The following is a 26,164-nucleotide window of genomic DNA, read 5'->3' as shown; positions in this document are numbered from 1 at the left end:
AGGATATATTTTCACCAGGCATGCAAAAAAGGAATGGGATGATGAATGTGCGTTTGCCGTCGATGCGCTCGCTTCAAACACTGATTGCGGTGGCTCAAACAGGAAGTTTTTCAGAAGCCGCGAAGGTATTGCATGTCAGCCAAAGTACGGTGAGCAAGCAAATACAGCAGCTCGAAGAAGGAATTGGTCAACCACTTTTTGAGCGACATGCTGGGGGAGTAAGACTCAACCGAGTCGGAGAGCCTTATTTAACTATGATATCGGCCAGCGTCAATGATATCGCCAATGCCACAGCGCAAGCGCGTCAGCAAAGTGCAAGGCATGAGTCCGTCAGCTTATTGGTGCCGCCCTCGTTTGCTAGCCTTTGGTTGATCCCTCAGCTGCCAGCGTTTAAATCGCAGCATCCTGATATTTCTGTGGTGGTCAGTGCCAGTGACTATGTGCCCCAAGGGAAAGAGAGTGAACTGGATATTTTAATCCGCTGTCAGCCTCATCAGCAGGCAGGCGCGCAAGGAGTCTGTTTAATTCACGAACACTTATCGCTTGTTGCATCAGTGACCTTGCTACCAGAGCCTTTGGATCGGACCGCGTTGTTATCAGAAGTGCCGGTTTTATCTCATTTGACGCGCCCTTCACTGTGGGAGCAGTTTTGGCAACAATTTGGGCTAGCTGACAGTAATCCGCAATACGGAGCGGGGTTTGAGCACTTTTTTATGGCGCTTGAAGGCGTAAAACAACAGATGGGGATGGCGTTAATCCCCACCTTTATGGCCTCAGCTGCTCTGTCAAACGATCAGATTGTGAATCCGTTGGGGCTAAGTATCGATAGCGGCTATGGCTATTATCTTTACAGCGCGCGATATAAGCAGCGCTCACCAGCGGTTATGCACGTGATCAATTGGTTGTATGATGCCCTCAAAGGGGATCCGGCTAGACATCCCATCAGCAAGTCGGTATAACGCCTGTCTGCGCGATCAATGAAGACTATGGTTATGACACAATCCCTATCAGAATCCTATCTGCAACGTTTTGGCGGTACGGCTCGTTTATATGGACGTCGTGCGCTTGAGGTGTTTCACCAGAGCCATATTTGTGTCATCGGTATTGGTGGCGTGGGATCGTGGGCAGTGGAATCGCTGGCACGGACAGGGATTGGGGCCATCACACTGATTGATATGGATGATGTGTGTGTCACTAACACCAACCGACAAATTCATGCTTTGAAAGCGACCATTGGCCAAAGCAAAAGCGAGGTGATGGCCGAGCGTGTGGCGGCGATCAATCCAGAATGCCAAGTGACTGTGATTGATGATTTTATCTCGCCGGATAATATTGCCGAGTATATCGACAAGCGCTTTGATTATGTGCTTGATGCTATCGATAGCATCAAGCCCAAAACAGCCTTGTTGGCTCACTGCAAGCGGCACAAAATCAAAGTCATTACTGTAGGTGGCGCGGGGGGACAGATCGATCCCACCCAGATCCAAGTGGCGGATTTGACTAAAACGATTCAAGACCCACTCGCGGCGAAGCTGCGTAACAATTTGCGTCGCTTTTACGGCTTTACTAAGACTCAAGGTCGAAAATTTGGGATTGACTGTGTCTTTTCAAGCGAGCAACTCAAATACCCACAACCTGATGGCAGTGTCTGTGAAAGCAAGGCATCTGCACAAGGGCCGAAGCGAATGGATTGTGCCAGTGGTTTTGGTGCGGCAACCATGGTGACGGCCAGTTTCGGGTTCGTCGCGGTGTCGCGCATTTTACATAAATTGATCGAGGCGGATAAAAGACGCCAAGCCGATTAACTACGGCTGCTCGGCGGGGATGCCGATCAGCCCATACTCTCCCATACGAAACGCACTCCAAGCGCGCTGATAGTCACCGCTCATCTTTAACTGGCGTAATCCTCGATTGAACTGACTGACCCACAGTGCGCTTTGGGGGTGTTGACGACTGAATAAGACATGTAATGGGGTCACTCGAAGCGGCTTGGGATGAAATGTGATGTGACGACTTTCGTCGTTGCGAAGTTGATTACGCACCACGTCATGGATGACGTATTGATTGCCGATAATCACATCACTTTGACCGGTTAGTAAGCTTTTCACCTTCTCGAGCTCGTTCGGGTATTTGTGGATGATGACGCTGCCACCCTCTTGATTAAAGGTTTCCAGCATATTGTCTTCAATATAGTCTTCGCTAATACCGACGTTGAGACCATTGAGACTCTCTAAAGACTGCCAATCGAAGTAGCGATTTTTGAGGTGGAAAAAGACCACAGACTCAGTATAAATGGGGGCTGAATAAATAAAGTCGCGCTCTCTTTCTGGGGTGTAGCCCCAACCAACCGTGCCGTGTGCTTTCCCGATTTGCGCCTCTATTTTGGCTTGCTGCCAAAGGACAAACTTGATCTCTATCTCCATGCCTTGTCGCTTGCCAGCTTCTTTGACGATATGCGCTAACACCCCTTGATGTGCTAATTGATCAGAAATAAATGGACGGTAGTCGCCAGACGTGAGCACCAAATTTGGCGTGGCAACACCAACCACCGGGAGGGTGAACGCGAATAAAATGATTAGCCATCGCCACATAACAACTCCTGAGTCAACGGACGTTTACCAAAACCAATATCGATAAGTCTTCAATTGAGACTATTCGGACATTTTTTGCCGTCGAAATTGATTCCAAACTGCTTGATAGCGACCATCCATTTTTATGCGTCGTAACCCTTTATTAAATGCGCGGGAATGATCGTAGCCCTGTTCAATCTGACGACTAAACAGCACATGTAAGGGGGTTACGCGAAAGGGACGAGGATGATGCGTCAACTGACGAGCTTGCTCAGCACTGAAAGTCGTTTGAATGATGTGCTGCAAAACATCTTTGTTGCCTAGTGCGAGATCGATCTGATTATTTAGTAACGCGTGGAGTTTTTCTTCTTCTTTGTCAAATTCTTGTAACTTCACATCAATACCGGCTTTTTGTAATTGGCTCAGTGTTTTGACGTCGATATATCCAAGGCCGACACCGACTGCAAGGCCGGCTAAATCCTCGGACTTTGACCAATCGAATGCTTTATCTCGGTGATAAAAGAAAACGGCACTTTCGGTATAAATGGCATCTGAATAGATAAAATCCAGTGCGCGCTCTTCGGTGAAAGCCCAGCCGACCGTACCGTCCCACTGACCTTGCTGAGCCAGCGCCATCGACTCATGCCAAGGAAAATAACCAAAAGACACATCGAGATTAGCTTCTTCGGTGGCCAACACAATAATTTCAGTTAATGGGCCTTGGTTGGGTAGGTGTTGCGAAATAAAAGGAGGGTATTCACCCGACGCCAGGCGGAGTGATTGCGCATGTGTGAGCATTGGAAGGATCAGCAACAATGCGCATCCCCATTGCACCATCAGCCTCATACTGCCTCCTGAGCGTTCTCGTGACTATGAGAGGAGTATAGTGCAGGAGAAATAAAGTGGCGGCGCAGTCGCTCTCTATGAGCCACAATTGCGCCGCCATTCTTATTATTGAGACAGTAGTTGGTTACGCGTTAGCTTCTTCAGGCTCAGGTTCGGTTTTTGCCTCTGTGTGAATCGGCAAAACCTGACGAACATACTCACCCGGTGCCGCATAAAGAACCGGATAGTTCTCAGAGCCGATCGCATAAGGCTCTACCTGTTCCTCTGGGCTATAGCTACGCAGCCATTTCTCCCAATGCGTCCACCAAGAGCCCGTGTGATGTGACGCGTTATCGAGCCACTCATCGGCTGAATCAGGCAGACTATCGTTGGTCCAGAACCCGTACTTTTTCTTCACAGGGTGGTTAACAATCCCCGCAATGTGACCAGACTCACCCAACACAAAGGTTTTATTGCCACCGACATTCAGTGCACCGCGATAGGTGCCTTGCCATAAGGCAATGTGATCTTCTTTGGTCGAGATGAAGTAGCTTGGTACCTTGATCTTGTTGAGATCAATCCAGACGCCACCGACTTTAACCCCTTTGTCTTGCACCAATTTGTTTTCAAGATACAAATCGCGCAGGATAAAATTGTGGGTTTTCGCTGCCACGTTGGTGCTATCGCTATTCCAATACAACAAGTCAAAATCAACGGGACTATTTCCCTTGAGATAATTCTCAATGTAATAGTTCCAGTACAGGCTGTTTTCACGAAGCAAGCTAAATGTGACGCTGAGTGAGCGGCCGTCCATATAACCACGCGCTGTATTTTGCGCTTCAATCGCTCGGATCAGGCTGTCATTGATATAGGCACCAATTTCACCCGGCTGAGAGAAGTCGAGCAAGGTGGTAAAGAAGCTCGCCGACTTGATGCGCGCCTTCATGCGTTTCGCGGCATAGTAAGCAATCGTGCAGGCCAGTACGGTGCCACCGATACAGTAACCCACGCCGTTAATCTGCGACTGTCCTGTAATTTCTTCGATAGCACTAACCGCTTTGACAGTGCCTTGCGTCACATAGTCTTCAAACCCGATCTCCGCTTGAGCTGCAGAAGGGTTACGCCATGACATCAAGAATACGGTATGGCCTTGTTCGACCAGCCAGCGCACTAGTGAGTTTTTCTCACGTAAGTCGAGAATGTAATACTTATTAATAAACGGAGGCACCACCAAGATGGGTGTCGCGTGTACTTTCTCCGTCATAGGACGATATTGGATGAGTTCAAACACCTCATTCTTAAACACCACATCCCCTGGGGTGTTCGCTACATCGTCACCGACACGGAAGGCATTGTTGTTGGTCATGCGCACTTTCAAAATATCGGCGCTTGACTCCATGTCTTGTTTTAGCTGCTCCATACCACGAAGTAGGTTCTCGCCCTGAGATTCCAGTGTCATTTTCAACAGTTCAGGGTTGGTCGCGATATAGTTGCTTGGCGCCATAGCGTTAATCGCTTGACGTGAAAAGAAAGAGAGACGCTCACGGGTTTTTTCATCGAGGCCTTCAATAGCATCGATGGTTTGCATGTAGGTGCGCCCGAACAGCAAGTAAGACTGCTTGATAAAGTTGTACAAGACGTCTTCTTGCCATGCTTTGTCTTTGAAACGCTTGTCATCTCGCTCTTCGCTGACGACCTCTTCGGTATTGTCGCGCGCGAGCATGGCGTTTTGCCAAATTTGAAGTTGTTGTTCCCACCACTGCATTTGTACCTGTAAAAGTGCAGCGGGTTGTTGAGCCGCACCTTCCAGCAACTGAGCAGTGTCTTGCAGGCTAATTTCCTGCATGGCTTGGTTGAACGGTGTGTTTACGGCTGCCTTGCCCTGCTCAAGATCCTGCCACCATTGCTGGTTTTGTTCTTGCAGCCTGGCAAGGTAGTCCGAAAAGAAGTGATGAAACATAGTCTTGCCCTCTTAAACGGATAAACACCACAAAGGCCTGCTACCCACAAGGCAGCAGGCGCTGTTGTAGTGGCCTTGCCCTTATGCTGGGGTGCCAGTTTTCATGTTTTCGGCAGTCAACTTGTCGATATCTTCTTTGAACTCTTTGGCGATGTTTTGCAGCTTGGTGCTGTCATCCATCATTTGCTGAGACAGTTTTGTCAGCGCAGAAAGCTGCTGGCTGCTGAATGACGTCAGTGTTGATACGTCTTTCACTTCGCTCGCCGCTTTCATTTGCTCCAGACCTAGCTGGCTGTATGTGCGCATGGCATTCATTTGCAGCTCGGTAAGAGTCTCTACGTTTTTGGCTACCAATTTGTTGAAGTTAACGTATGGAGCCAAGGCTTTTTCAGATTGCTCAGAAAACGCTTTAAACATATCTGTGTACATGGTGTATCTCCTGATAGTGTTGTCTGGGATAGTTCCCAAGGTCGCAAATGTCCATTTACGCTTGTGTACGCTTGATAACCAAAGCCGTACCCATGCCGCCGCCAATACACAAAGAAGCGACGCCATAGGTTGCGCTTCTTCGGGTCAGCTCGTGTAGCAGTGTGACCACAATCCGGTTACCAGACGCGCCAAGAGGGTGGCCGAGTGCAATGGCACCGCCATTCACGTTTGCACGCTCCAATAAAGCATCCGGAGTGATTTGATGGTGTTGTGCTAATTGATGAACCACACCGAGCGCTTGGGCTGCAAAGGCTTCATTCAGCTCAAACAAATCGATGTTGTCGATAGTCAGGTTGGCCTTATCGAGCGCGGCATTGACCGCACCAACTGGACCAAGCCCCATAATGCTCGGGTCAATACCGTGCTGCGCGTAAGCAGTAATTTCAGCAAGCGGTGTCAGGCCGTGTTTGGCGACGGCAGATTCAGAGGCAACAATGACGGCACTGGCGCCATCGTTGATGCCAGACGCATTGCCTGCAGTGACCGTTCCTTCTTTATCAAAAGCTGGACGTAGCTTGGTGAGTCCTTCTAACGTGGCATCAGCCTTTGGATATTCATCGGTATCAAAGGTGAGTGTTTGCTTACGTTGTTTGACTTCAATGGGCACAATTTCTTGCTTGAAATGACCCGCTTCGATTGCCGCAATCGCTTTTTGCTGACTGCTTAGTGCGAAACTGTCTTGTTGCTCACGGGTAATCCCGACTTCTTTGGCAACGTTTTCAGCTGTCACGCCCATGTGATATTGGTTGTACACATCGGTAAGGCCATCATTGATGAGCAAGTCTTTCATCGCAAAATTGCCCATCTTTTGTCCGGTGCGTAAATTGCCTGCCGCCGCAAACGGGATCTGTGACATGTTTTCCACCCCTGCAGCGACTACAACCTGTGCGTCTCCTGCGCGAATGTGCGTCACAGCATCCATAATTGACTTCATGCCACTGCCGCAAACCATATTGACAGAATAGGCGGGCACGCTAGCTGGAATGTCTGCGTAAATGGCGGCTTGACGGCCAATACCCATGCCTTGTCCTGCACTGACCACATTACCGACGATGACTTCATCGATAGCGTCGCCGCTGAGCGATCCAGCCTGTAGTGCGCCTTTGATTGCATGAGCGGCCAATTGACCTGCTGGGATATCTTTTAGCGCGCCTGAAAAGGCGCCAATAGCAGTTCGCTTCGCTGCTACGATATAAATGCGTTCCATCATCGTTCCCTGATTTATTGCATGTATAAGCCGCCGTTTACCGACAGCGTTTCACCTGTAATGTAAGCACCTGCATCGCTAGCGAGATAGGTCACAGCCGCGGCGATTTCTTCAGGTTTAGCAAGGCGTTTCATCGGTATTTGATTGGTGATGGATTCTAGAACGTCATCACGCATGGCGGTGACCATAGGCGTTGCTGTGTAGCCAGGGGCCACCACGTTGACGGTCACGCCGGCGCGAGCACCTTCGGCAGCCAGTGACTTACTGAAGCCCATCATGCCAGCTTTGGCTGCAGCATAGTTGGCTTGGCCGAACTGGCCCTTTTGGCCATTAACCGATGAAATATTAATGATACGTCCACCGCCTTTTTCACACATCGCGGCGAACAAAGGTTGGGTAACGTTAAAGAGGCTATTGAGGTTGGTATTAATGACGTCATGCCATTGGGTGGCATCCATCTTTTTAAAGACGCTATCGCGCGTGATGCCTGCGTTATTCACGAGCACATCGACAGTGCCTTCTTCTTCAAGCAGTTTGGCGATACGTGTTGCACACTGCTGAGTATCTGTGACATCGAGTTCAAAAAGGCGCACTTGCTCTGAATTGAAGCCTTTCTCTTCAAACCATTCTTGAGCGCAGCTTTGGCCGCCGGTGAAGTGGGTCGCAATCACGCGGTATCCTTCTTGAACCAATTGTTCTGTGATCGCTGAACCAATACCGCCTTTTGCGCCGGTAACTAATGCCAGTTTCTTCATGTATGACTCCATTCACTACAACAAGCAAATTAAACGAGATGCCTGAAGCCGCATCTGGAACCACTCACGCCAGAATTACAGTCATCCTTATTGTCTGTGAGTAACAGCAAGACCTATGCCAATAATGATTAATATCTTCTGTCACTGTTGCTGGGCAGTCTATCGTTAAGGTGTGACCCTTTTATGACCGCCGATAATTAACCTAACGAATCTGAGAAATTACGCAAAGTAAAAACGCGTTCTTTTATCTATTCGAGATCTATGTCAATGATTAACCGCAAAAATGAAATCAAATGTAAATGATGTGTTTGTTTTTGGTTTTTTATTTGATCGATTATTAGCAGTTATAACGACTCAATTATTGGCAATGTTATCGATTGCATTTTGGCGGTCTTAAGATAGCTTAGTGGCTAAATATGAATGGATTATTAGGCAATTGAGTGGGTGGGTAAACAGGCTTTTTGCTGTGTTTATTGTTGCTATCCGCCTGTTTACGCTTGATTATTTAATCTCGGAATGGATATGTTGCACGATGGCGTGCAAGCCATTGGTGCGTGATTCACTGAGGTGGTGTGCAAGCCCGGCTTGCGAGAATACCGCATTTAAATCTAGCTGAGCGATCTGTGCGTGGTTTTGGCCGTTCACACAGGCGAGAACCACGGCTAGCAGTCCTTTTACAATACGCGCATTGGAGTCGGCGGCAAAGTAGTGCGTTTCCGCGTCTTTGTGGTGCAAAAACCACACATCACTTTCACAGCCCGATACTTGGCTCGCAGCCTGTTTTTGCGCGTCAGTGAAGGTCGGTAAACGTTTTCCCCAGATAATAAGCTGGCGATATTTGTCTTCCCAGTTGGTGTGTTGTGCCAGCATCTCGGCAACGGTGTGTTGGTCGAGCTCACTGCCAAATGGGTGAGAGGGTAAGTCCATCGTGAATCCTATTAATTAGCGATTAAACACCGAGTAAATATAACGTTTTATCCAGTGCCGTCAGGAAGCGGTCAATGTCTTCTTGGCTATTATAGGCACCCAACGATACACGGACTGTGCCCTCTACATTGAGCGCCTTAATAAACGGATGCGCACAGTGATGGCCCGAACGCACCGCGATATTTTGTTGGCCGAGTAGCTCAGCAATGTCCGCGTGGTGCTCGCCATCCACCACAAAAGACACCATAGTACTATGCGGTTGTGGACAGATAAGCTGAATGGCAGGACGTTGCTTCAGACCCTCGACAAGAGCTTGATAACAGGTGCTGAGATGAGCGTCTATTGCGCGCAAGTCATATTGTGTTAACCATTGGATGGCGGCTGCCAGCCCAATCGCTCCAGCCGCATTTGGGGTACCGGCCTCAAAGCGAGCAGGGATCGGGGCGAGAGTATGCTGCTCAAAGCTTACGTCAGTGATCATTTTGCCTCCGCCGTGAAAAGCGGGCAGTGCGGCGAGGCTATCTTGTTTGCCATAAAGTACGCCAATTCCGGTTGGCCCGTATAGTTTGTGGCCGGAAAACACGTAAAAGTCTGCATCAAGCTCGGCCATGCTGATGGGGTCATGAACCACACCTTGTGCACCATCAACGATCACAATTGCACCATAACGATGCGCCATGGCGGTCATCTTTTCGATAGGATGGCGGGTACCCGTGACATTGCTGACATGGCTGACGGCAACAATCCGCGTGTGAGTATTCAGTGCTTGTTGGTACACATGTAAATCGAGCTGACCGGTGTGTGGACAGCAGGGGATTTTGACTAAGGTCGCGCCAGTGCGTTCACAGACTAATTGCCATGGAATCAGGTTGGCGTGGTGCTCCATTTCGCTGACCAAGATTTCATCCTGCGCAGTGAAATGTTGGCTCAGGCTGTAAGCCAATAAATTGATCGACTCGGTAGCCCCTCGGGTCCAGATGATCTCGTTGGGTTTAGCATCAATAAATGCCGCCACATCTCGACGTGCTTGTTCGAACTTCTCGGTCGCAGTGAGTGACGCTTGGTGCTGGCCGCGATGCACATTGGCTAACGGCGACGTATAAAAATCACTGATGGCATCAATCACCGCTTGGGGCTTTTGTGCTGTTGCGGCACTGTCGAGGTACACCCAGTCCGGATTTTTGCAGGCAGGAAATTGGGCGCGTAGTGCGTGAATATCGAAATGTTGCGTCATAGTACGAGCTGTCCAAACTGAATCTTGCTTATGATCCCTATCTCTTGGCTGGAACTCAAGTAACTTTATCGCTCAGAGGGCGTATCGCGCGGATAGGCGTTATCAAACAGACAAAAAAAAGCACTGAGCAAAGCTCAGTGCCAACAAATATGTAATGACAGACAATGTCAAAATACAGGAAGTTAAAAGTGGTAGATACGACTACCTGTCTAACCAGTGTTAGACAAATGCAAACACAACATCGCAACCACGGAAACAGTCTTAAATAGAGAGACGTCACTTGTGGATGCGGGGTGCACTATAGGAGGTTGCTGGTATATCAGCAATCGACAATTTATAATGCCAACGATTAGAAAAACTAATAACTAGAGGTGAGCTGTTTATGGCAAGGCGTCTCCCACCGCTGAACGCGCTTCGAGTGTTTGAGGCCGCGGCGCGACATTTAAGCTTTACACGGGCTGCCGAAGAGCTTTTTGTGACTCAGGCTGCAGTTAGCCACCAAATCAAAGCGCTGGAAGAGTTCCTTGGCCTTAAGCTCTTTCGGCGTCGCAACCGATCTTTGCTGCTAACCGAAGAAGGTCAGAGTTACTTTCTTGATATTAAAGATATTTTTTCCGAGCTTTCCTATGCGACCGATAAAGTATTGGAGCGAAGTGCGAAAGGGGCGCTCACCATTAGTCTTCCGCCGAGTTTTGCTATTCAATGGCTAGTACCGCGTTTAGCTGATTTCAATAAAGCGCATCCCGATATCGATGTTCGGATAAAAGCAGTTGATTTGGAAGACGGATCACTGACGGATGATGTGGATGTGGCTATTTACTACGGCCGAGGGAATTGGTCGGGGCTACGTTGCGATCTTTTATACCAAGAGTGCCTACTGCCGGTTTGCTCACCTTTGCTACTAGAGTCAGGTAAGCCGCTGACTTGTCCTGATGATCTCAAACACCATGTGTTACTGCACGATCGCTCACGCAAAGAGTGGAAAGCATTTGCGAAGGCGCATCAACTGACGGATATCAATTTGGAACATGGGCCTATCTTTAGCCACTCTTCCATGGTGTTACAAGCGGCAGCCCACGGCCAAGGTGTCGCACTAGGTAATAATGTGTTATCTCAACCTGAATTGGCTTCGGGACGACTTGTGCATCCCTTTGAACAAGTGCTCAAAAGTGACAATGGCTTTTATTTGGTTAGCCAACAGCGTGATGCGGAAACCGGTCGGATTGCGGCATTTCGAGAGTGGATGCTAGAAACGGCTGCGAAGGAGCAGGAGAAGATGAATTTATGACAGAACTTTTGATTGATGGTGAGCAGACTGCAACGGATTGGATTATTTTTGCTCACGGTGCGGGCGCGGACAAAGATCATGAATTTATGGCCGATATGGCAGCACGATTGAGCGAGCATACTTGTGTGGTACGGTTTAATTTCCCTTACATGGATAAGCGAAAAGTCGATGGTAAAAAACGCCCGCCAGACCGTGCGCCTGCTCTGCTGAGCTGTTTTGAAGCTGTGATTGAGCAGGTGAATGGTCTGCGTCCTGCGACCAGCCGTTTATGGCTGGCCGGTAAATCGATGGGGGGAAGAATGGCCAGTCACTTAACCGAAAATCCAAGTGTTTCAGGTGTGATCTGTTTGGGTTTTCCGTTCCATCCGCCGGGCAAACCTGAAAAATACAAGGGCGAACATTTAGCGTCAGTCACTCGTCCTGTATTGATTTTGCAAGGTGAGCGAGACACCTTTGGCCGCCAAGAAGAGGTGGTGAATTATTCACTATCACCCAGTGTCGAGGTCGCGTTCTTGCCCGATGGCGATCATAGCTTTAAACCTCGCAAAGCCTCGGGGCTGACAGAGATGCAAAATCGCCAAACCGCCGTTTCGCATCTGTGCCAGTTTATTCACCAACAAGGAGCAAATTGATGAGGCGTCAGCATTGGATTATCTCAGGGGCGCTCGGTGCCGGATTAGCAGTGGCGCTCGGCGCATTTGCCGCACATGGCTTGAAAGCGACGCTCAACAACTATGAGCTCGCGATTTTTAAAACCGGCGTCAATTATCAAATGTGGCACAGTTTGGCGTTGTTGTGTCTTGGGGCGGTTGCGCCTCAACTGCCTGAGCGCTGTGTAGTTACAACGGGTATCGCATGGTGGGTCGGGATACTCTGTTTTAGTGGCAGCTTGTATCTTTTGGCATTGACACACATGACTTGGCTCGGGCCTGTCACCCCGCTCGGTGGGCTAAGCTTTTTAGTCGGCTGGGGCGCATTGGCGTTTGGAGCATGGCGCGCGGGTCGCCAGTAAACCAAAATCGTCAGGGTTGGCATTTCTTTCCTAACCGTTTGGCATATATAATGCGCAGCTTGTTTTTTGTCACGATAATCGTGACGGTGACCCAAACCAGAGGAAGTCATGAATCAGGTTTTGCTTTACTGTCGTGCAGGGTTTGAAAAAGACTGTGCGGCGGAAATTCAACAAAAAACCACTGAGATGGGTATTTACGGATTTCCGCGAGTGATTAACAACAGCGCCTATGTGCTGTTTGAATGCTACCAAGACGGTGAGGCTGAGCAGATTGTCCGTGATCTGCCGCTCGATTCCCTGATCTTTGCCCGGCAAATGATTGCGGTGACCGCATCGCTCTCTGATCTGGATCCGGACGACCGAATTTCCCCGATTTTGGCTGTTGCGGATGCACTGCCTAAAGCGGGAGACTTACGGGTGGAGACGCCGGATAATGACGAGGCGAAAGCCTTATTGAAGTTTTGTCGTAAGTTCACCGTTCCATTGCGTCAGGCACTGCGAAAGCAGGGCGTGATGTTAGCAAAAGACAATCCTAAAAAGCCGGTTATTCATCTTTGCTTTATCGCGCCGGGGACATGCTTTGTGGGTTACTCATTGACCACCAATAACTCACCGCATTACATGGGCATCCCGCGCATGAAATTTCCTGCCGATGCGCCGAGTCGCTCGACCTTAAAGTTAGAAGAGGCGTTCCATCACTTTATTCCTAAAGAAGAGTGGGATACGCGACTCGCGCCCGGATTATGGGCGGTCGACTTGGGGGCTTGTCCCGGCGGGTGGACTTACCAGTTAGTGAAGCGTTCGATGTTTGTGCATGCGGTTGATAACGGCGCGATGGATGAAAGCTTGATGGAAACTGGTCAAGTATTCCATCATGCCGAAGATGGCTTTAAGTTTGAGCCCTCGAGAAAAAATGTGACTTGGTTGGTCTGTGACATGATCGAAAAACCTTCCCGCGTCGCTCAACTCATGGGGGAGTGGTTGATTGCAGGGTGGGCGAAAGAGGCCATGTTCAACTTGAAGCTTCCCATGAGCCGTCGATATGAGCAGGTTTCTTATAACCTCGACACCTTGGGTGAGTTTTTAAAGCAGCACAACATTCCCTACGAGATGAAGGCGAAACACCTTTATCACGATCGTGAAGAAATCACCGTGTACTTGCGTCGTGTAAAACGTCAACACTCGTTGAATGGTTAGGCACTGACTGTGGTCGGTTGAAAGCGGATATCCTGTAGGTTAAAACCCAGTGGGATATCCGTTTTTAGTTGTGCCACGGCCTTACATTTGCGTGCGAGATCGTGGTGACCATCTAACTTCTTCGCCCACTTTTCAGCCAGATCGTTAGCCGAGAGTATGGCGTCCAGATCACCGTACTGGGACAGTAAACTGGCTGCGCTTTTCGGGCCAATACCCGGTACGCCGCTGATCTCACTGCTGCTGATGCCGGCGAGCCCCCAAAAGTCACACAGCTGTTCAGGGCGAACGCCAAAACTCTTTTCCACAAATGCTAAATCAAGCCAGCGATGCTGGAAATAATCTCGCACCCGCAATGTGGGCTGTAAGAGTTGGCAATAGCCTTTATCGGTGGAAACAATGGTGACTTGCTCGCGATGAGCCGCGACTTTTAATGCGAGCGTTGCGATCATGTCATCGGCTTCATCCCCTTGTGAGAGCAAGGAGTCTACACCACGCTGCCAGAATGTATCTTGAATGGTGTCCAACCCTTGTTCGAGGTCGGAAGGCATGGGTTTCCGGCCCTGTTTGTACTCAGGCAGAATATCGGCACGCCAACCACGATCTTGGCCGGTATGATCGAAAACGGCAACGATATGGCTGGGCTCACTGTGACTGATGATTTTATCGAGTGTTTTCAGGCAGGTCTGTGTGGTTGCCTCAAGGGTATGAGTGTCGGGCTGGGCGGCATGAACGCGACGGATCAGGTTCATGGCATCAATGATAACAACGTGAAGCTTGGACATAGACTTAACCGGTAACAATGAGCAGCATGCTGCCCATTGTACCAGTTTACACGGGTGGGCAAAGCCGCCCGATGGGATTAAGAGACGATTTGATAGCAAGGCACATACTCAGTGCCCGGCAATTTCATTCGTTGCTGATCGACAAAGCTTTGCAGCAGCTTATCCATTTTCGCCATCAGCACTTTATCGCCGTCAATTTTAAACGGGCCATGTTGCTCAATGTTGCGGATCCCCTCATCTTTAACGTTACCTGCCACAATGCCTGAAAACGCTTGGCGCAATGCTGATGCCAGCAGTTCAGGACGTTGATTCATATGTAGATTCAGGTTCGCCATGTTGTCATGGGTCGGTGCAAAAGGCAGTTGGAATTCTGGCTCGATTTTGAGTGACCAGTTATAGGAATATGCATCTCCAGTAGCTTTACGGTGTTCTTTTACCGCCGGCATCGCATTTTTCATTAAACGCGCGGCTTTGGCCGGATCGTCAATCACAATTTCATAATATTGGGTCGCTTGGTCGCCAAGGACTTCGCGAATGAAGGTGTCGATATTGCGGAAATAGTCTTCGCTTTCTTTTGGCCCAGTTAGCACAATGGGTAGTGGTTGTTCACGGTTCTCTGGGTGCATCATGATACCGAGAATGTAGAGCAGTTCTTCTGCGGTCCCTGCCCCGCCAGGGAAGATAATAATGCCGTGGGCGATACGGACAAAAGCTTCAAGGCGTTTTTCGATGTCAGGCATGATCACTAGTTCGTTGACCATGGGGTTCGGTGGCTCCGCGGCAATAATAGATGGCTCAGTGAGACCGATGAAGCGACTATCGTAGATACGCTGTTTCGCGTGTCCAATCGCGGCGCCTTTCATTGGCCCTTCCATCGCGCCGGGGCCACATCCTGTGCAGATGTCTAGTTCACGTAACCCCAGCTCATGACCAACCTCTCGGGTGTATTGGTACTCAATATCATTGATTGAGTGACCGCCCCAGCAGACCACGAGATTAGGATCGACCCGCGGCCGCAGTGTTTTTGCGTTGCGTAAAATGCCGAATATCAGGTTGGTGATATGGGGAGAGCTGGTAAGGTTAAGTGTCGGGCTGTGCTCGAGCTGAACATTGACATGGATAATATCGCGCAAGACGGAAAACATATGCTCTTGAATACCGCGAATAATTTTGCCATCGACAAACGCATGATCGGGGGGATTGACCAGCTCTAGTTTGATCCCCCGCTCGCGACGCAATACGCGGATCTCAAAGTTGGTATGCTTTTCTAGCAAGGCTTTGGAGCTGTCGGTGTGGCTGCCTGAGTTCAGAACGGCCAGTGAGCAATTTCGATAAAGTCGGTATAAGTCGCTGCTTGCACTCGCTTTAAGACGATCGACCTCGATTTGAGAAAGCAGGTCCATGGTGCCGATAGGGCTAATGTGTGTGATCATAGCGACAACCTCTTGAAGACAAATTAGGAAGGGCAGAGCGGTGCTATAAAAATCAGTGTGTTAATTAAAAATACACACAGGTTGGCAGATTGACCAGAAAAAATTAACACCAAATGATTTGGTTGCGACCGGCGTTTTTCGCTTGATAGAGGGCTTGGTCGGCACGCTCAAGCACATGCGTTGGCGTGTCTGAGCCGGAGAACAGCGTGGCGCCAATCGATGCTGTAATCGAGACGCGTTGGTTTTTAAATTTCAACGGCAACTGACGAATGGTATGACTCACATTCGCCAAAATGTCGGTTCGAGTTTTTTCATCCGCATCAGGCAGTAAGACCACAAACTCTTCGCCGCCAAAGCGAGCGATAAAGTCGGTATCACGCAGACACTGATAAATACTGCGCGCGATAATCTTGAGGGCTTTATCACCGACAAGATGACCGAATTGGACATTCACCTCTTTGAAGTGATCGATGTCGATTACCGCGAGACAGAAATCATGCTGATATTTGCGCCATAGACGGTATTCATGCTCCAGACGGTCGTGCAACGCTGCGCGGTTGTATACACGGGTGAGCGGATCGAGTAACAGCTTACGCTCTTGGTCACCCAAGCGGCGCCTTTGATCCATGGTTTGCTCGGCAACCGCGTTCAGCTGGTTTTGATTGTGCGCCAATTGCTCAACCAAAGACTGCTCGCGGTTTTTTAGCGCTTCATTCTCGTCGGCAAGCGCTTTGAGATCGGCCAGCGCATGCGCTAACGAGCGACTTAGTGCAGTGGCATCGGCGCTAGGTGCACTCAGATCGCGTTCAATGTTAGCGATAGTGCCACCCAGTAAGGTATCAATACGCTGGTGGTCTTGGCGCAGGCTATGGGCATGATCGTAGGCGCGGGTATTTTGTTGACTGATCGCAATCAGATTATCATTCACTTGCGCTAGAAATGCTTGCGAGGCCCGCCGTTCGGCGTGTGTCGCTTCAAGGATAAGCTTGAGCGATTCTAACGTGAGTGCAATGATGGTCGCAGGTGAGAGTGCGTCGAGTAGCTGCTGACGAATATCGAGCAAGCGTCGACCTGCTTCCCCGTCGAGATCAAGTTCAGTGATCAGGTTTTGCAATTCGTCGGCAACACGGCGAATTTGATCCTGTTCGAGGGTGGTCTCCGAGTGTCGAGCGCCAGGACGTACCGCTTGCAAGGTAACAGCGCGCTCATACAGTTGGAGTAACTTGACCAACTGCTGGGTGCGGGTGGTTTGATCGTCCGCCGGCTGAGATAAAAGATCGCGCAAATCGCGCTTCAGTTGTGCCGGTAAGCCGGGTACGCGCTTTAGCGTTTCGCCACTGGCATGAAACTGCGCACTAAGATGCGACTCGGCTTTCTTTTGTGTCATATCGTGCTGACCCACCATGCGTTCTATAATCGCTAACCGCGGGATCAGAGGGCTGACATCCTGCGTAACATGTAACAGCTCACGGAATTCAGCCAACTTTTTATCGAGTAGCGAGCTTTTTCCGGTACAGGTTGCGACAAAGCGAGTCACCAAGCGCTTGAGAATATGGATCTCACGACGTGATTTTAAGGCCAAGTCCCGATACGCGTATGGCGTATCTTCTTGGACCGCAGACGCGGTGCCTGCCGTTACCGGCTGTGGGTTGGACTTATTCATTTCTCGGGGATACACCTGACAACATTTGCGATGACGCAACAGGCGGCGGGGTTCGCCAGCCAAACGTCTCTAGCTATACCGACTTATTGCTTCGATCATCAATAATTAACCCTCGCTTTTTATCAGATTCGTGATCCGTCTGCCAGTTAATTGATGTGTTCGCTGACGTTTTAACCTTCACTAATCCGGAGTCAATACCGCGCAGGCAGGCATGTCGTAAGTTGGTATTGACGAAGCTGGCGGCAGGCGCGGTATCAATGGCGCTTAAATGTACCCAATGGCTATCACCACTTTGCTCCGCGAGCTCGCATGCCTTATTGGTGGCCGTGAGGAGAATTTCAATCAATTCCTGATCGTTGATCGAGGTATACGCTCGCGGCAAGAAAGGGTACTCAGCCAGCCCGACACAAACCTGAGTTGAGAGGCTGATATTTGCGGATAGCGTATCATCCTGATCACTGTCGTCGGGTTGCTGATGATAATGTGCGACAAAATCTTCAATCAAAGATTGAACAAAATGGGCAAGGGCGTCGGGTTGGGCATCTTCTTCCCAGTTGGTTTCAATATAAATAAATAGGGCATCGGAAAAGTGGTATAGGCGACCGGTTCCCGTGACTTTATCAGAGAGGTATTCACCCAGCTGACGTTCGATATCCTGCGCATATTGATAGCCATGGTGCAAAAATAAATCCTTTAAAAAGGCGACATCAAACATTGCGAACCGCAGCCGGTCACTGAGTGGCTGGTGGATCATGTCGTTTAAGTACCATTGCTCAAAATTGGCATTACTTTTTTCTAACGAACGGGGCAGCTTGGCATTGAGCATCCGTAGGTTGCGTAGCCCAGTTCGAGGGTGGGCATAAAAATCGTCACGCAATTGCTCAAGCTCGATTTGGCGCATCACGGCGGCTCGGTGGCGCAAATAGACGATGACCAGCAGCACACCAAGGCTACCGAGCAAGAAATAGTTAACTTTTTGCAAATGGATCTGCTCTTGACGCGCGCCATCGAGTTGACGCTGTAGTTCGTCCATTTGTAATTGGCGCTCGACCACACGTTGCTGTTGTTTGAACGTATCGGCCTGGCTTTGTTGCTCGGTTTCGGTTTGACGGGCGCGTAAGCGTTCGTACTCGCGTTGCATGGCGAGTGCCTGTTGATACTGACCCTGTGCTTCCAACGCAGCGGATAAAGCCTGATAAGCTCGCGTGACGGTGGCGAGGTCTTGCTGGGCTTGGGCCTGTTCAAGCGCAGTTTGGATTTCTTTTTCGGCCAGTTTGGGTTTAGACAGGGCTAAATGAATTTGCCCTTGCAACAGGATTGCTTGGGTTGTGAGCTGCGAGTTGGGCATTGCACCGGCTAAGCGTAACGTATCTTGAATATAGCGGTCGCTTAATGGGTAGTGAGATAACTCGAAATAGGTTCTTGCAATGGCAAAGTGGACCTCGGCCAGAGGCTTAGGTCTGGACAGGTTTTGCTCAATTTCAAGCGCGTTAAAGTAATGCACTAACGCAAAGTTATAACGCGCTTGTTGTTCGTAAATCGCGGCCAATAAACGCTGGGAAGCGGAAAGCTGACGGCTCAGTGAAAAGTGTTCAAAAAACGCTGCTGCTTGGTTCGCGTGCTCGAGGGCTTGTTTGAGCACGCCTTGCTGAAAGTACAGTTGCGCAAGTTGCATGTTGGCGCGAGCGATGAGCGCGGTGTACTCATTTTCACTGGCTATCCAAAATGCACTGAGCAACTCGGTCAATGCGCTTTCATGCTGTTTTTCATCGAGTAGGAAAGCCCCCAATGAGAGTTGAAACTCGACTTTATCACGTAGGTTTTCCGGGTGTGTGGATAATTGGCTGCGTGCACGTTCATAAGCGATGAGCGCCGTTTCACTGTCTGCTGTGGCGGCGAGAATATTGGCGCGCAACAAGGCGCTGTTAAAACGCACGTCGTGGATGTTGAGACTGTTATCAGGGAGCGCATTCAATGCCGCATCGACCTCATCCAGTTTATGCAATGCCTGTTTATCATCGCCGACTAAATGCCAAGTGAGGGACGCTTCGGTCAGCATCACTTGCACCAGTGTGTGTTTGAGTTCGTGTTCTTCGACGACTTGATAGGCTTTTTGTAATGCCGCTTTGGCTTCTAGCGGTTGCTCAAGGTGTGCGTAAGCACGAGCACTGATCAGATAGGCGTACACCGTATGCAAGGGGGTGCGAATTGAGCGATCGGTATCGTTATTGACGTGAGAGCGGTTTGCACCCGTAGTGAGTCGTCGCTGCGCTAAGAAACGGTTACTGATCTCTAACGATTGCTCAGGCGCGGTGGCTAACAGTTCTTCTGCATTGGTTAGTACAGGCGAGGAATGGATAGAAGCCAACGCCATGGACGACGTTAACCATAAGAGCAGGCCTAGGAAGGGGCGGCTAAAGCGCATGCGCTATCCTCAAAAATGCGTCTGAACAAAAATGAAGGCTGCCAGTTTGAGGCAGCCATGTCTGCGCGCTGACTCAACGTTGCGGCAACGAGGCCGCAACGAGACGTCGCTGAATCATGGTTATTGACGTGCGAGTCGGTTATTTTCGCTCGGCGTTTTACCCATGTTGGTGCGATAAGGGTTGATGTCGAGTCCGCCGCGACGTGTATAACGCGCGTAAACCGTGAGCTTTTCTGGCTGACAAAAACGCATGATGTCCATGAAAATCCGTTCCACACATTGTTCGTGGAATTCGTTGTGTTCACGGAAGGACACGAGATAACGCAGTAGCTTCTCGCGGTTAATCTTTTTCCCTTTATAGGCAATGCGCACCGACCCCCAATCAGGCTGGTTGGTGATCAGGCAATTGGATTTTAGCAAGTGGCTGTGCAGCGTTTCTGACACAATCGCCCCTTGCGCGGCGCCATCGAGCCAATCAGGGTTAAAAGTATAATCATCAATACTGATATCTTGATGGTCGATGCACTCACCGGCCATTCCAGCAATGGTTTCGCCTTCCAGTTCGCTCAGTGGCGAGAGGGTCACATCCACCTCTTCGCCTGCACAGGCAGACAAATCCTTCTGAAGTGCATCGGCGACTTTTTGCCAGCTCTCGAAGCGGGTTTGATTGAGGCTGTTTAAATACAGTTTAAACGATTTAGACTCAATCAAGTTTGGGCTAGAAGCGGGTAGGCGTACCTCACCGATGGCTACTTGCGGAAGGCCGTTTTGGTTTAACCAAGACAGCTCATAAAGTGTCCAGGTATCATAGCCGGTAAAGGGCACAGTCTCATTGCTCAGGCCAATGGCTTGACGATTCAGCTCACGCGGGACCGCGCGTAGCTGTGACGGGTCGTATTGCGTCGGGTAGTCAGTGTGTTGGCCTAGCGACAGACCGGCTAGGGCATCGGCATCTTGGTAATTGCTCATACGGATTTGCCATCGATTCAAGTAGAATGGGTAAAGTTTACTGAATCTTGCTATAGGTTGCTAATGGAGAACACATTACATAACGCCCTTTGGGCGCTAGCCCAGAAATATGTTGCCAAATGGCGAAAGGTGCAGCAGTGCTTGCCGTGCACGGAGGCGTATTTAGGCTTAGCGTCACCGTGTGTCGAGAGCGAAAATGCCCACCAAGTGCAATGGCAACCGGTTCAGCGTGATACCTTGGCAGACTTCACCAACGTGGAGCACGCGATTGAGTTACGTCTGCACAGCGACATTAAAGACTTTTATAACTTTATGTACTGCGCAGATTTGCCGGTGCATTTTGGCGGTGAGCGCTTCAATTTACTGCAAGTGTGGAGTGAAGATGACTTGGCCCGCTTACAAGAAAATATTCTTGGGCATTTAATGATGCAGCGCCAGCGTAAATGCTCCCCGAGTGTCTTTATTGCGACCACTGATGATGAAATGACGATTATTGCTATTGATAATGTCACGGGCCAAGTGGTGAAAGAAGTACTCAATAAAGGATCGCGAGAGGTGTTGGCGGACGATGTTGAGCAATTCATTGAGGCGTTAGAGGTGGATGTATCATGATCCTTACCGAGCTAACCTTCGAGTGCTTCGACAATACAACGGTGAGCGCGGTTGACCGCGCGATTAATGGCTTGATGGATGCGTTGCGTTACAACGGTCAGGTGTTGGGGCGTGAATTCCCGATACTGATGCAAGAAGGGCAGTTTCAGCTTCGGGTTGTTTGTCCGGATGAAGATGCGTTGCAGCCAAAATTTAATAGCCCTCAAGTCAAGAGAGCATTGAATCAATTGTCCGAGGCGTGTCTGACTCAGCCTAAGGTACGCCTTTTAGGTCGCGACCTTAACTCCGAACAAGCGGCGCCGAGCACCTCGCCGAGCTGGCAGGTGCTATACACCACGTTTGTGCACACCTGCTCGCCATTACGGTGTGGCGATACCTTATTGCCGATCCCTTTATATCGCTTACCCGCGACCTTTAATGGTGACCACAAATCTGTGATCAAGTGGCAAACGGAATGGCAAGCGTGTGATGAATTGCAGATGGCGGGTGCCAGTGATGCGGAGTTTGCCGGGCTTAACGAGCTAGAAAACCCGCAAACTCGATTGTTCCAACGTGGCTGGGATTTGCGTGGACGGATTGAATACCTCACGGGTATACCCACATATTACTATCAATACCGTGTCGGTGGTAAAGATAAGGACAGTGAGTTAGCGCGCCCTTGTCCTAAATGTGGTGGACAGTGGCGATTGGAAACACCACTGCACGATATTTTCCTGTTCAAGTGCGAGGCTTGCCGTTTGGTCTCAAACCTTTCGTGGGACTTCAAGCTCACTTAAGCGCTCTTCCAATTCGCTCAGACGCGCCGTCAGTTGGGAGACTTGCTGCTCGAGCGCCGCAATTCGCATTGCCTCTGAAGGAGCAGTCTCTGCCTCGGCCATGTCGGGTAACGGTGAATTAGATTTGGCACTTTTTACCGCTTGAATAATCAGGGGCAACGGCACCGGGGTATCAAGCTGTGCTTTCAGCTTTGCCACGGTGACTGATTGCCCTTTTTGGACCAAGGTGTGGATTGCGCGTTCTAGTGCCGCTTGATAACTCATCGTGATTCTCAATCTCATTAATACGTGCGCTTGGCTAACTCGCTGCCGCGCTGACCTCGTCGTAATCTAAGATTTTCTCAACAAAGCATCAAGGGTGTCGACTTGTTCGGCCCAATCGGCATCCTCTTGTAACGCTTCATGGATAAAAGTCCGTTGGGCGGTGTTCCAAAACGGCGCATCTACCAAAGATTGACCATCGACCAGACAATGGCTTGTTAAGAAATGCTCGATAGCCTGCTGGTCGCTTGCTAGGCCTAATTGCTCAAACAAGTGCGTTAAATCGTGCTGGAAAGTTTCCATTGTCGCTCCTCAAACCTAGTCTATGCATCCATTATTTGACTATAGCAATCCTCTAGACAGCTTGCCTTGTACTCTGGTAGGGACAAAGTGCTGGTTCGCTTGTGAGATATCTCTTACAAAGGCGTGGGAGAAAAGCAGAATCGTACCGGGTTAAACGAGAAGGGGTTGGCTTTTAGTTTAATAAAAACAATAGTTTATGTTTTGTTTTATAAGATTGGGATAAAATTGAGACATCGCGCACGTTGTGATGCCTTGTGCCAAAGGCTCAGTCGCGTAATCTTATCGGTGTCGGAAGGGAACTGACACAGGGAACAGGAATCACCAAGGACTCGGTACCTCAGGATGAGGCAGTACTTCAGGATGAAGCGCTGGCAAGGATTGCAGAAGGACATCGGATGGAACCGTTCTCTACAAGCAGGAAGCTTGTACGTCAGGAAGACTTAGGACAACCCAGGATGGGGGCTTAAGGAATACTTCAGGACGAAGTCATGGACACCTCCAGGATGGAGAGCTTATCGAAAACGGGAATTTCGGTTTGTCAGGATGACGAAAGGACACCTCCAAGACGGAGAGACATGGAACGACGCTGAAGGAATCGGCGACTGATCAAGGAATGATGCAGGGAGCACCTTTTAGTAGCAGGATAGCTGCAAGTAAAACTCTCGGGCGCGGCGCAAGCTGCGCCCTTCCTTTTTGTAGCCGGTAAACATGAGCGGTTACCCCATCTTTTCCGGTGACTCCCTGTCACGTACTACTCGCGTGTCGCGCGACGTGTGCATCATACTGTTACTCTAGTACAGCTTATCCATTTGCGCGAATATGGCGCGATTGTGTGGGTATGGGCCTTATTGTACAGGCATGGTATGGACCGGCGTGTCGATGCTTTTTAAGCGAAATCCTCGCAACTGCGCATGGCCGGTATAGCTATCTTGCCCGGTCGATGAAAATTCAAACCAGTAATGTGTTACCCAGCGCCAGCCCTGATCGGTGTGTGTGAGCCGATGCTTACCGCGCGCAATGGATAACACCTGAAGCCCCATATGTTGGCAATAATGCTGAATGTATCGATGCGCGTGCTCGCTTTGCCGCCGCTGTTGCCAAAACAGCATCGCGACGACAAAGACGAGTAACAGGGTAACAAGATCAGTGATCATGATGGGGTTGCTTCACTGCCGATTGCAGACGAGCCATCGCCTGAGTCAGTGCCGGAGAGGTATTGCCATGCAAGCGGCTTAATAATGCACCGCGAAGCTCAGGCATCATCACCAGATCGGCATAGATTTGTTGGAATAGCGCCGGGTCATGTTGGTCGGCAATCGCAATTAAAAAGGCATCCAATACCGCATCATCGGTTAATCCATCCCAGCACCGCCCCGCGATGGCGACAAAGATCTCTTGATGGTGGAGTGCGCGTTTAGCTAATACGGCACGGATCAATTGATCGCGCTGTGCTTTTGGTGCACCCGCATGGGCGCGCAATAATGCGCTAACGAAAAAGAGGTCGACTTCTTGGCTCTCACACAAATCGCTAAATAGCGTGCGCAAGGTGGCAGCAAGCTTGTCGCTCAAGGTGCAGTGCTCCAAGCACCCCAGCAATGCATATTGCGGCGTGGTTGGCATATTGGCGATCGCTTTTCTTACTCGCGTGGCATTGTTTTGCTCGTGCATACGCACGCAAATATCTGCCAAGCCTTGTAGGCCAACGCCTTGCCAGTTATCCCAGCCGAGTTCACCGTTTAAATAGTGTTGAGCTTGTTCGTAATATTGGCTCGCGGGACGACCGAGCGAGTAGGTGAGCGAAGCATGAAACATCGCCATCTTGTCATCGGTTGGGGTGAAGGTGTAAGGGTTGTTAGCCAGCTTCTCTCGCTGCGCTTTGTTCGGCGTTGCGCTTAAATTCTCCCCCATGGCTGCACTGACATATTGCAGAAAGTCGCCCATCGCGGTGTGACTGAGTAGCCCTCGCTCATCCAGTGGCATTTTCAAAAACCATACCCAAGGTGCGCCGCCCTTTGGCCAGAACGCGACAGCCATATGCGCATGATGGCGCAGAGGGTAAGGGTAAGGTTGTTGGTTCGCCTCAACGGCACGAAACTCGGCATCGTCGAGAAGGCAAACACGTCGGCCTAAGTCGTAGACGCTAAACTGACACTGGGCATGATCAAAAAGGGTGCTCAGCGCGTGAAAAGATTCCATGATATCCGCTCGCTGTTTTCGCTTGATGGGCGGGAGTATATCAGTTTTCACCCAGTTGATGCTTGCCTTGTGCGTGTTGTCTTTGGCTTGATCATGGTATGCTTCGCGGTTTCCATAAACACTAAGTGATGAGGGTATCAATGAGTCTTCACTTTCAATGTATCCAACTTCTTGATGAGTTGGAGCAAGTGCTAAATGATCACGCGCTATGGCAAACGACGCCACCGTCGGATGAGCGTCTCGCGAGCACTGAGCCTTTTGCTGTCGATACGTTGGCATGCCACGAATGGCTGCAATGGATTTTTGTACCTAAGATGCGTGCACTGATTGATGCTGGGCAGACTTTACCGCGTAACTTTGAAATTTCACCTTATGTGGAAGAAGCAATGAAAGAGCAAGCGGGACATCGTGAGGTGGTCGCTGTGGTTGTGCGGATTGATAGTTTGTTTGCCGATCAATGACAGACCTGCCGCTGAGTATTTTATATCAAGACGATCACTTGGTGGTGGTCAATAAACCTGCCGGTATGCTGGTTCATCGCTCTTGGTTGGATAAAGGTGAGACCCGTTTTGTGATGCAAACGTTACGGGATCAAATTGACCAACATGTCTATCCACTCCACCGGCTTGATAAACCCACCTCTGGTGTCTTGGTGTTTGCCCTTTCCAGTGACGTTGCCGCGGCAATGATGCCACAGTTTGCCAACAACCAGATTAAAAAGGGCTACCATGCCATCGTCCGAGGCTGGATAACAGACGCCGGCCAGCTTGATTATCCGCTGGTGGAAGAACAAGACAAGATTGCTGATAAGCATGCCAGCCAGGCGCCGGAAGCCAAGTCGGCGATCACCGACTATCAGCCATTAGCGAAAATAGAGTTACCGATCGCGACGGGGCGTTATGCAACCAGCCGGTATAGTTTAGTCGCCATGCAGCCGCATACCGGTCGCAAACATCAGTTGCGTCGACATATGCATCATCTCAGTCATCCGATTATTGGCGACACCACCCACGGCGATGGACGGCATAACCGGGTTTTTCGTCACCACTTTGATTGTCATCGTTTACTGTTGCACGCAAGCCAGATGTGTTTTGAACACCCTGTGTCTGGTGAGTCTCTAACGGTGACGGCGCCGATTGACAACCAGTGGCAAGCGCTGATGGAGGCGTTTGCCTGGCAATGGCCTGATAACGCGGATTTAATGGGAAATTAGCAGGGCGTCGTGCCGAACAGCACGACGCATTGTTAGGCTGTATGAGCGCTGGAGCTGCCTGCGCTGA

At 50.0% G+C, this 26,164-nt stretch carries 27 protein-coding genes; 10 read left to right on the top strand and 17 right to left on the bottom strand.

Going from position 1 to position 26,164, the window contains the following annotated elements; all coding sequences use genetic code 11:
• Positions 1-38: 38 nt before the first annotated feature.
• Together E8E00_RS10400 and tcdA are read left to right on the top strand one after the other, a co-directional pair.
• Complete coding sequence (locus E8E00_RS10400; protein WP_168174069.1) at positions 39-959, top strand: LysR family transcriptional regulator; 921 nt, start codon at positions 39-41, stop codon at positions 957-959.
• A gap of 27 nt (positions 960-986) precedes the next feature.
• Positions 987-1,805 carry a tRNA cyclic N6-threonylcarbamoyladenosine(37) synthase TcdA gene (gene tcdA / locus E8E00_RS10395; protein WP_077639487.1) on the top strand — a complete coding sequence of 273 codons (819 nt, stop codon included), beginning with the start codon at positions 987-989 and terminating at the stop codon, positions 1,803-1,805.
• Here the strand turns inward: tcdA and E8E00_RS10390 are convergent, their stop codons facing one another.
• The 8 genes from E8E00_RS10390 to E8E00_RS10355 form a co-directional block, all read right to left on the bottom strand.
• The gene (locus E8E00_RS10390) at positions 1,806-2,591 is read right to left on the bottom strand and encodes an ABC transporter substrate-binding protein (RefSeq protein ID WP_096631035.1); all 786 of its coding nucleotides are present in this window, start codon (positions 2,589-2,591) and stop codon (positions 1,806-1,808) included.
• Positions 2,592-2,651: 60 nt separating this feature from the next.
• Positions 2,652-3,416 (bottom strand): ABC transporter substrate-binding protein, encoded by a 765-nt coding sequence (locus tag E8E00_RS10385; RefSeq protein ID WP_077639485.1) that lies wholly within the window; start codon positions 3,414-3,416, stop codon positions 2,652-2,654.
• Positions 3,417-3,540: 124 nt separating this feature from the next.
• On the bottom strand, positions 3,541-5,355 hold the full coding sequence (locus E8E00_RS10380) for a class I poly(R)-hydroxyalkanoic acid synthase (RefSeq protein WP_096631037.1): 1,815 nt from the start codon (positions 5,353-5,355) through the stop codon (positions 3,541-3,543).
• Between the two features lie 81 nt (positions 5,356-5,436).
• Positions 5,437-5,784, bottom strand: a complete 348-nt coding sequence (locus E8E00_RS10375) for a phasin family protein (protein ID WP_069588559.1) — start codon at positions 5,782-5,784, stop codon at positions 5,437-5,439.
• A gap of 55 nt (positions 5,785-5,839) precedes the next feature.
• On the bottom strand, positions 5,840-7,051 hold the full coding sequence (locus E8E00_RS10370) for an acetyl-CoA C-acetyltransferase (protein WP_096631039.1): 1,212 nt from the start codon (positions 7,049-7,051) through the stop codon (positions 5,840-5,842).
• A 14-nt stretch (positions 7,052-7,065) separates the two neighbouring features.
• The gene (locus E8E00_RS10365; protein ID WP_069588562.1) at positions 7,066-7,806 is read right to left on the bottom strand and encodes an SDR family oxidoreductase; all 741 of its coding nucleotides are present in this window, start codon (positions 7,804-7,806) and stop codon (positions 7,066-7,068) included.
• Between the two features lie 501 nt (positions 7,807-8,307).
• Positions 8,308-8,733, bottom strand: a complete 426-nt coding sequence (gene csdE, locus E8E00_RS10360; protein WP_069588564.1) for a cysteine desulfurase sulfur acceptor subunit CsdE — start codon at positions 8,731-8,733, stop codon at positions 8,308-8,310.
• 22 nt (positions 8,734-8,755) lie between these two features.
• Positions 8,756-9,967 carry an aminotransferase class V-fold PLP-dependent enzyme gene (locus E8E00_RS10355; protein ID WP_096631042.1) on the bottom strand — a complete coding sequence of 404 codons (1,212 nt, stop codon included), beginning with the start codon at positions 9,965-9,967 and terminating at the stop codon, positions 8,756-8,758.
• Positions 9,968-10,349: 382 nt separating this feature from the next.
• Between E8E00_RS10355 and E8E00_RS10350 the strand changes: the two genes are divergently transcribed.
• The 4 genes from E8E00_RS10350 to rlmM all read left to right on the top strand — a co-directional run bounded on the left by E8E00_RS10350 (position 10,350) and on the right by rlmM (position 13,464).
• The gene (locus tag E8E00_RS10350) at positions 10,350-11,255 is read left to right on the top strand and encodes a transcriptional regulator GcvA (RefSeq protein ID WP_069588567.1); all 906 of its coding nucleotides are present in this window, start codon (positions 10,350-10,352) and stop codon (positions 11,253-11,255) included.
• The gene (locus tag E8E00_RS10345) at positions 11,252-11,887 is read left to right on the top strand and encodes an alpha/beta fold hydrolase (protein WP_096631044.1); all 636 of its coding nucleotides are present in this window, start codon (positions 11,252-11,254) and stop codon (positions 11,885-11,887) included. The genes E8E00_RS10350 and E8E00_RS10345 overlap by 4 nt, the downstream gene beginning before the upstream one ends.
• Positions 11,887-12,267, top strand: a complete 381-nt coding sequence (locus tag E8E00_RS10340; protein WP_096631046.1) for a DUF423 domain-containing protein — start codon at positions 11,887-11,889, stop codon at positions 12,265-12,267. The genes E8E00_RS10345 and E8E00_RS10340 overlap by 1 nt, the downstream gene beginning before the upstream one ends.
• Before the next feature lie 108 nt (positions 12,268-12,375).
• A complete protein-coding gene (gene rlmM, locus E8E00_RS10335) occupies positions 12,376-13,464 on the top strand; it encodes a 23S rRNA (cytidine(2498)-2'-O)-methyltransferase RlmM (RefSeq protein ID WP_096631049.1) in 1,089 nt (362 codons plus the stop codon).
• Here rlmM and xni read toward each other — a convergent pair.
• From xni to queF, 5 genes are all read right to left on the bottom strand, one after another.
• Positions 13,461-14,246 carry a flap endonuclease Xni gene (gene xni / locus E8E00_RS10330; RefSeq protein ID WP_096631051.1) on the bottom strand — a complete coding sequence of 262 codons (786 nt, stop codon included), beginning with the start codon at positions 14,244-14,246 and terminating at the stop codon, positions 13,461-13,463. The two genes, rlmM and xni, sit on opposite strands and share 4 nt — an antisense overlap.
• 77 nt (positions 14,247-14,323) lie before the next feature.
• Positions 14,324-15,679: a nucleotide 5'-monophosphate nucleosidase PpnN gene (gene ppnN, locus E8E00_RS10325; protein ID WP_069588576.1), complete on the bottom strand. Its 1,356-nt coding sequence runs from the start codon at positions 15,677-15,679 to the stop codon at positions 14,324-14,326.
• A gap of 103 nt (positions 15,680-15,782) precedes the next feature.
• The gene (locus E8E00_RS10320; protein ID WP_096631054.1) at positions 15,783-17,342 is read right to left on the bottom strand and encodes a diguanylate cyclase; all 1,560 of its coding nucleotides are present in this window, start codon (positions 17,340-17,342) and stop codon (positions 15,783-15,785) included.
• 73 nt (positions 17,343-17,415) lie between these two features.
• Complete coding sequence (locus E8E00_RS10315) at positions 17,416-19,767, bottom strand: GGDEF domain-containing protein (RefSeq protein ID WP_096631056.1); 2,352 nt, start codon at positions 19,765-19,767, stop codon at positions 17,416-17,418.
• 120 nt (positions 19,768-19,887) lie between these two features.
• Positions 19,888-20,736: an NADPH-dependent 7-cyano-7-deazaguanine reductase QueF gene (queF, locus tag E8E00_RS10310; RefSeq protein WP_069588581.1), complete on the bottom strand. Its 849-nt coding sequence runs from the start codon at positions 20,734-20,736 to the stop codon at positions 19,888-19,890.
• A 63-nt stretch (positions 20,737-20,799) separates the two neighbouring features.
• Here queF and syd point away from each other — a divergent pair, with 63 nt between their 5' ends.
• Entirely contained in the window at positions 20,800-21,348 is a 549-nt protein-coding gene (gene syd / locus E8E00_RS10305; RefSeq protein ID WP_077455946.1) for a SecY-interacting protein, read from the top strand.
• Positions 21,345-22,124, top strand: a complete 780-nt coding sequence (locus E8E00_RS10300) for a Zn-ribbon-containing protein (RefSeq protein ID WP_096631059.1) — start codon at positions 21,345-21,347, stop codon at positions 22,122-22,124. Before syd ends, E8E00_RS10300 begins: the two co-directional genes overlap by 4 nt.
• Here the strand turns inward: E8E00_RS10300 and E8E00_RS10295 are convergent.
• The 4 genes from E8E00_RS10295 to E8E00_RS10280 all read right to left on the bottom strand — a co-directional run bounded on the left by E8E00_RS10295 (position 22,092) and on the right by E8E00_RS10280 (position 24,884).
• Entirely contained in the window at positions 22,092-22,388 is a 297-nt protein-coding gene (locus E8E00_RS10295; protein ID WP_077455947.1) for a hypothetical protein, read from the bottom strand. The genes E8E00_RS10300 and E8E00_RS10295 overlap by 33 nt on opposite strands.
• Positions 22,389-22,454: 66 nt before the next feature.
• Entirely contained in the window at positions 22,455-22,688 is a 234-nt protein-coding gene (locus E8E00_RS10290) for a DUF2789 domain-containing protein (RefSeq protein ID WP_096631061.1), read from the bottom strand.
• A gap of 845 nt (positions 22,689-23,533) precedes the next feature.
• A complete protein-coding gene (locus E8E00_RS10285; protein ID WP_069588591.1) occupies positions 23,534-23,842 on the bottom strand; it encodes a DUF3301 domain-containing protein in 309 nt (102 codons plus the stop codon).
• The gene (locus tag E8E00_RS10280; RefSeq protein ID WP_077455950.1) at positions 23,832-24,884 is read right to left on the bottom strand and encodes a DUF3549 family protein; all 1,053 of its coding nucleotides are present in this window, start codon (positions 24,882-24,884) and stop codon (positions 23,832-23,834) included. Before E8E00_RS10280 ends, E8E00_RS10285 begins: the two co-directional genes overlap by 11 nt.
• Before the next feature lie 140 nt (positions 24,885-25,024).
• Here E8E00_RS10280 and E8E00_RS10275 point away from each other — a divergent pair, with 140 nt between their 5' ends.
• Positions 25,025-25,345, top strand: a complete 321-nt coding sequence (locus tag E8E00_RS10275) for a YqcC family protein (protein WP_096631063.1) — start codon at positions 25,025-25,027, stop codon at positions 25,343-25,345.
• The gene (gene truC / locus E8E00_RS10270; RefSeq protein WP_096631065.1) at positions 25,342-26,097 is read left to right on the top strand and encodes a tRNA pseudouridine(65) synthase TruC; all 756 of its coding nucleotides are present in this window, start codon (positions 25,342-25,344) and stop codon (positions 26,095-26,097) included. The genes E8E00_RS10275 and truC overlap by 4 nt, the downstream gene beginning before the upstream one ends.
• Positions 26,098-26,164: the final 67 nt, after the last annotated feature.

Origin of the sequence: Salinivibrio sp. YCSC6 (assembly GCF_004916735.1) — a bacterium.
Classification (GTDB): Bacteria; Pseudomonadota; Gammaproteobacteria; order Enterobacterales; family Vibrionaceae; genus Salinivibrio; species Salinivibrio proteolyticus.
The sequence above is the reverse complement of the archived record's forward strand: the minus strand, read 5'-3'. Positions and strand labels throughout refer to the sequence as shown.

What these genes read in the sequence shown, in the direction of transcription:
- E8E00_RS10400 (WP_168174069.1), top strand. Translation starts at nt 39, where the DNA reads ATGATGAATGTGCGTTTGCCGTCGATGCGCTCGCTTCAAACACTGATT.
- tcdA (WP_077639487.1), top strand. Translation starts at nt 987, where the DNA reads ATGGTTATGACACAATCCCTATCAGAATCCTATCTGCAACGTTTTGGC.
- E8E00_RS10390 (WP_096631035.1), bottom strand. Translation starts at nt 2,591, where the DNA reads ATGTGGCGATGGCTAATCATTTTATTCGCGTTCACCCTCCCGGTGGTT.
- E8E00_RS10385 (WP_077639485.1), bottom strand. Translation starts at nt 3,416, where the DNA reads ATGAGGCTGATGGTGCAATGGGGATGCGCATTGTTGCTGATCCTTCCA.
- E8E00_RS10380 (WP_096631037.1), bottom strand. Translation starts at nt 5,355, where the DNA reads ATGTTTCATCACTTCTTTTCGGACTACCTTGCCAGGCTGCAAGAACAA.
- E8E00_RS10375 (WP_069588559.1), bottom strand. Translation starts at nt 5,784, where the DNA reads ATGTACACAGATATGTTTAAAGCGTTTTCTGAGCAATCTGAAAAAGCC.
- E8E00_RS10370 (WP_096631039.1), bottom strand. Translation starts at nt 7,051, where the DNA reads ATGGAACGCATTTATATCGTAGCAGCGAAGCGAACTGCTATTGGCGCC.
- E8E00_RS10365 (WP_069588562.1), bottom strand. Translation starts at nt 7,806, where the DNA reads ATGAAGAAACTGGCATTAGTTACCGGCGCAAAAGGCGGTATTGGTTCA.
- csdE (WP_069588564.1), bottom strand. Translation starts at nt 8,733, where the DNA reads ATGGACTTACCCTCTCACCCATTTGGCAGTGAGCTCGACCAACACACC.
- E8E00_RS10355 (WP_096631042.1), bottom strand. Translation starts at nt 9,967, where the DNA reads ATGACGCAACATTTCGATATTCACGCACTACGCGCCCAATTTCCTGCC.
- E8E00_RS10350 (WP_069588567.1), top strand. Translation starts at nt 10,350, where the DNA reads ATGGCAAGGCGTCTCCCACCGCTGAACGCGCTTCGAGTGTTTGAGGCC.
- E8E00_RS10345 (WP_096631044.1), top strand. Translation starts at nt 11,252, where the DNA reads ATGACAGAACTTTTGATTGATGGTGAGCAGACTGCAACGGATTGGATT.
- E8E00_RS10340 (WP_096631046.1), top strand. Translation starts at nt 11,887, where the DNA reads ATGAGGCGTCAGCATTGGATTATCTCAGGGGCGCTCGGTGCCGGATTA.
- rlmM (WP_096631049.1), top strand. Translation starts at nt 12,376, where the DNA reads ATGAATCAGGTTTTGCTTTACTGTCGTGCAGGGTTTGAAAAAGACTGT.
- xni (WP_096631051.1), bottom strand. Translation starts at nt 14,246, where the DNA reads ATGTCCAAGCTTCACGTTGTTATCATTGATGCCATGAACCTGATCCGT.
- ppnN (WP_069588576.1), bottom strand. Translation starts at nt 15,679, where the DNA reads ATGATCACACACATTAGCCCTATCGGCACCATGGACCTGCTTTCTCAA.
- E8E00_RS10320 (WP_096631054.1), bottom strand. Translation starts at nt 17,342, where the DNA reads ATGAATAAGTCCAACCCACAGCCGGTAACGGCAGGCACCGCGTCTGCG.
- E8E00_RS10315 (WP_096631056.1), bottom strand. Translation starts at nt 19,767, where the DNA reads ATGCGCTTTAGCCGCCCCTTCCTAGGCCTGCTCTTATGGTTAACGTCG.
- queF (WP_069588581.1), bottom strand. Translation starts at nt 20,736, where the DNA reads ATGAGCAATTACCAAGATGCCGATGCCCTAGCCGGTCTGTCGCTAGGC.
- syd (WP_077455946.1), top strand. Translation starts at nt 20,800, where the DNA reads ATGGAGAACACATTACATAACGCCCTTTGGGCGCTAGCCCAGAAATAT.
- E8E00_RS10300 (WP_096631059.1), top strand. Translation starts at nt 21,345, where the DNA reads ATGATCCTTACCGAGCTAACCTTCGAGTGCTTCGACAATACAACGGTG.
- E8E00_RS10295 (WP_077455947.1), bottom strand. Translation starts at nt 22,388, where the DNA reads ATGAGTTATCAAGCGGCACTAGAACGCGCAATCCACACCTTGGTCCAA.
- E8E00_RS10290 (WP_096631061.1), bottom strand. Translation starts at nt 22,688, where the DNA reads ATGGAAACTTTCCAGCACGATTTAACGCACTTGTTTGAGCAATTAGGC.
- E8E00_RS10285 (WP_069588591.1), bottom strand. Translation starts at nt 23,842, where the DNA reads ATGATCACTGATCTTGTTACCCTGTTACTCGTCTTTGTCGTCGCGATG.
- E8E00_RS10280 (WP_077455950.1), bottom strand. Translation starts at nt 24,884, where the DNA reads ATGGAATCTTTTCACGCGCTGAGCACCCTTTTTGATCATGCCCAGTGT.
- E8E00_RS10275 (WP_096631063.1), top strand. Translation starts at nt 25,025, where the DNA reads ATGAGTCTTCACTTTCAATGTATCCAACTTCTTGATGAGTTGGAGCAA.
- truC (WP_096631065.1), top strand. Translation starts at nt 25,342, where the DNA reads ATGACAGACCTGCCGCTGAGTATTTTATATCAAGACGATCACTTGGTG.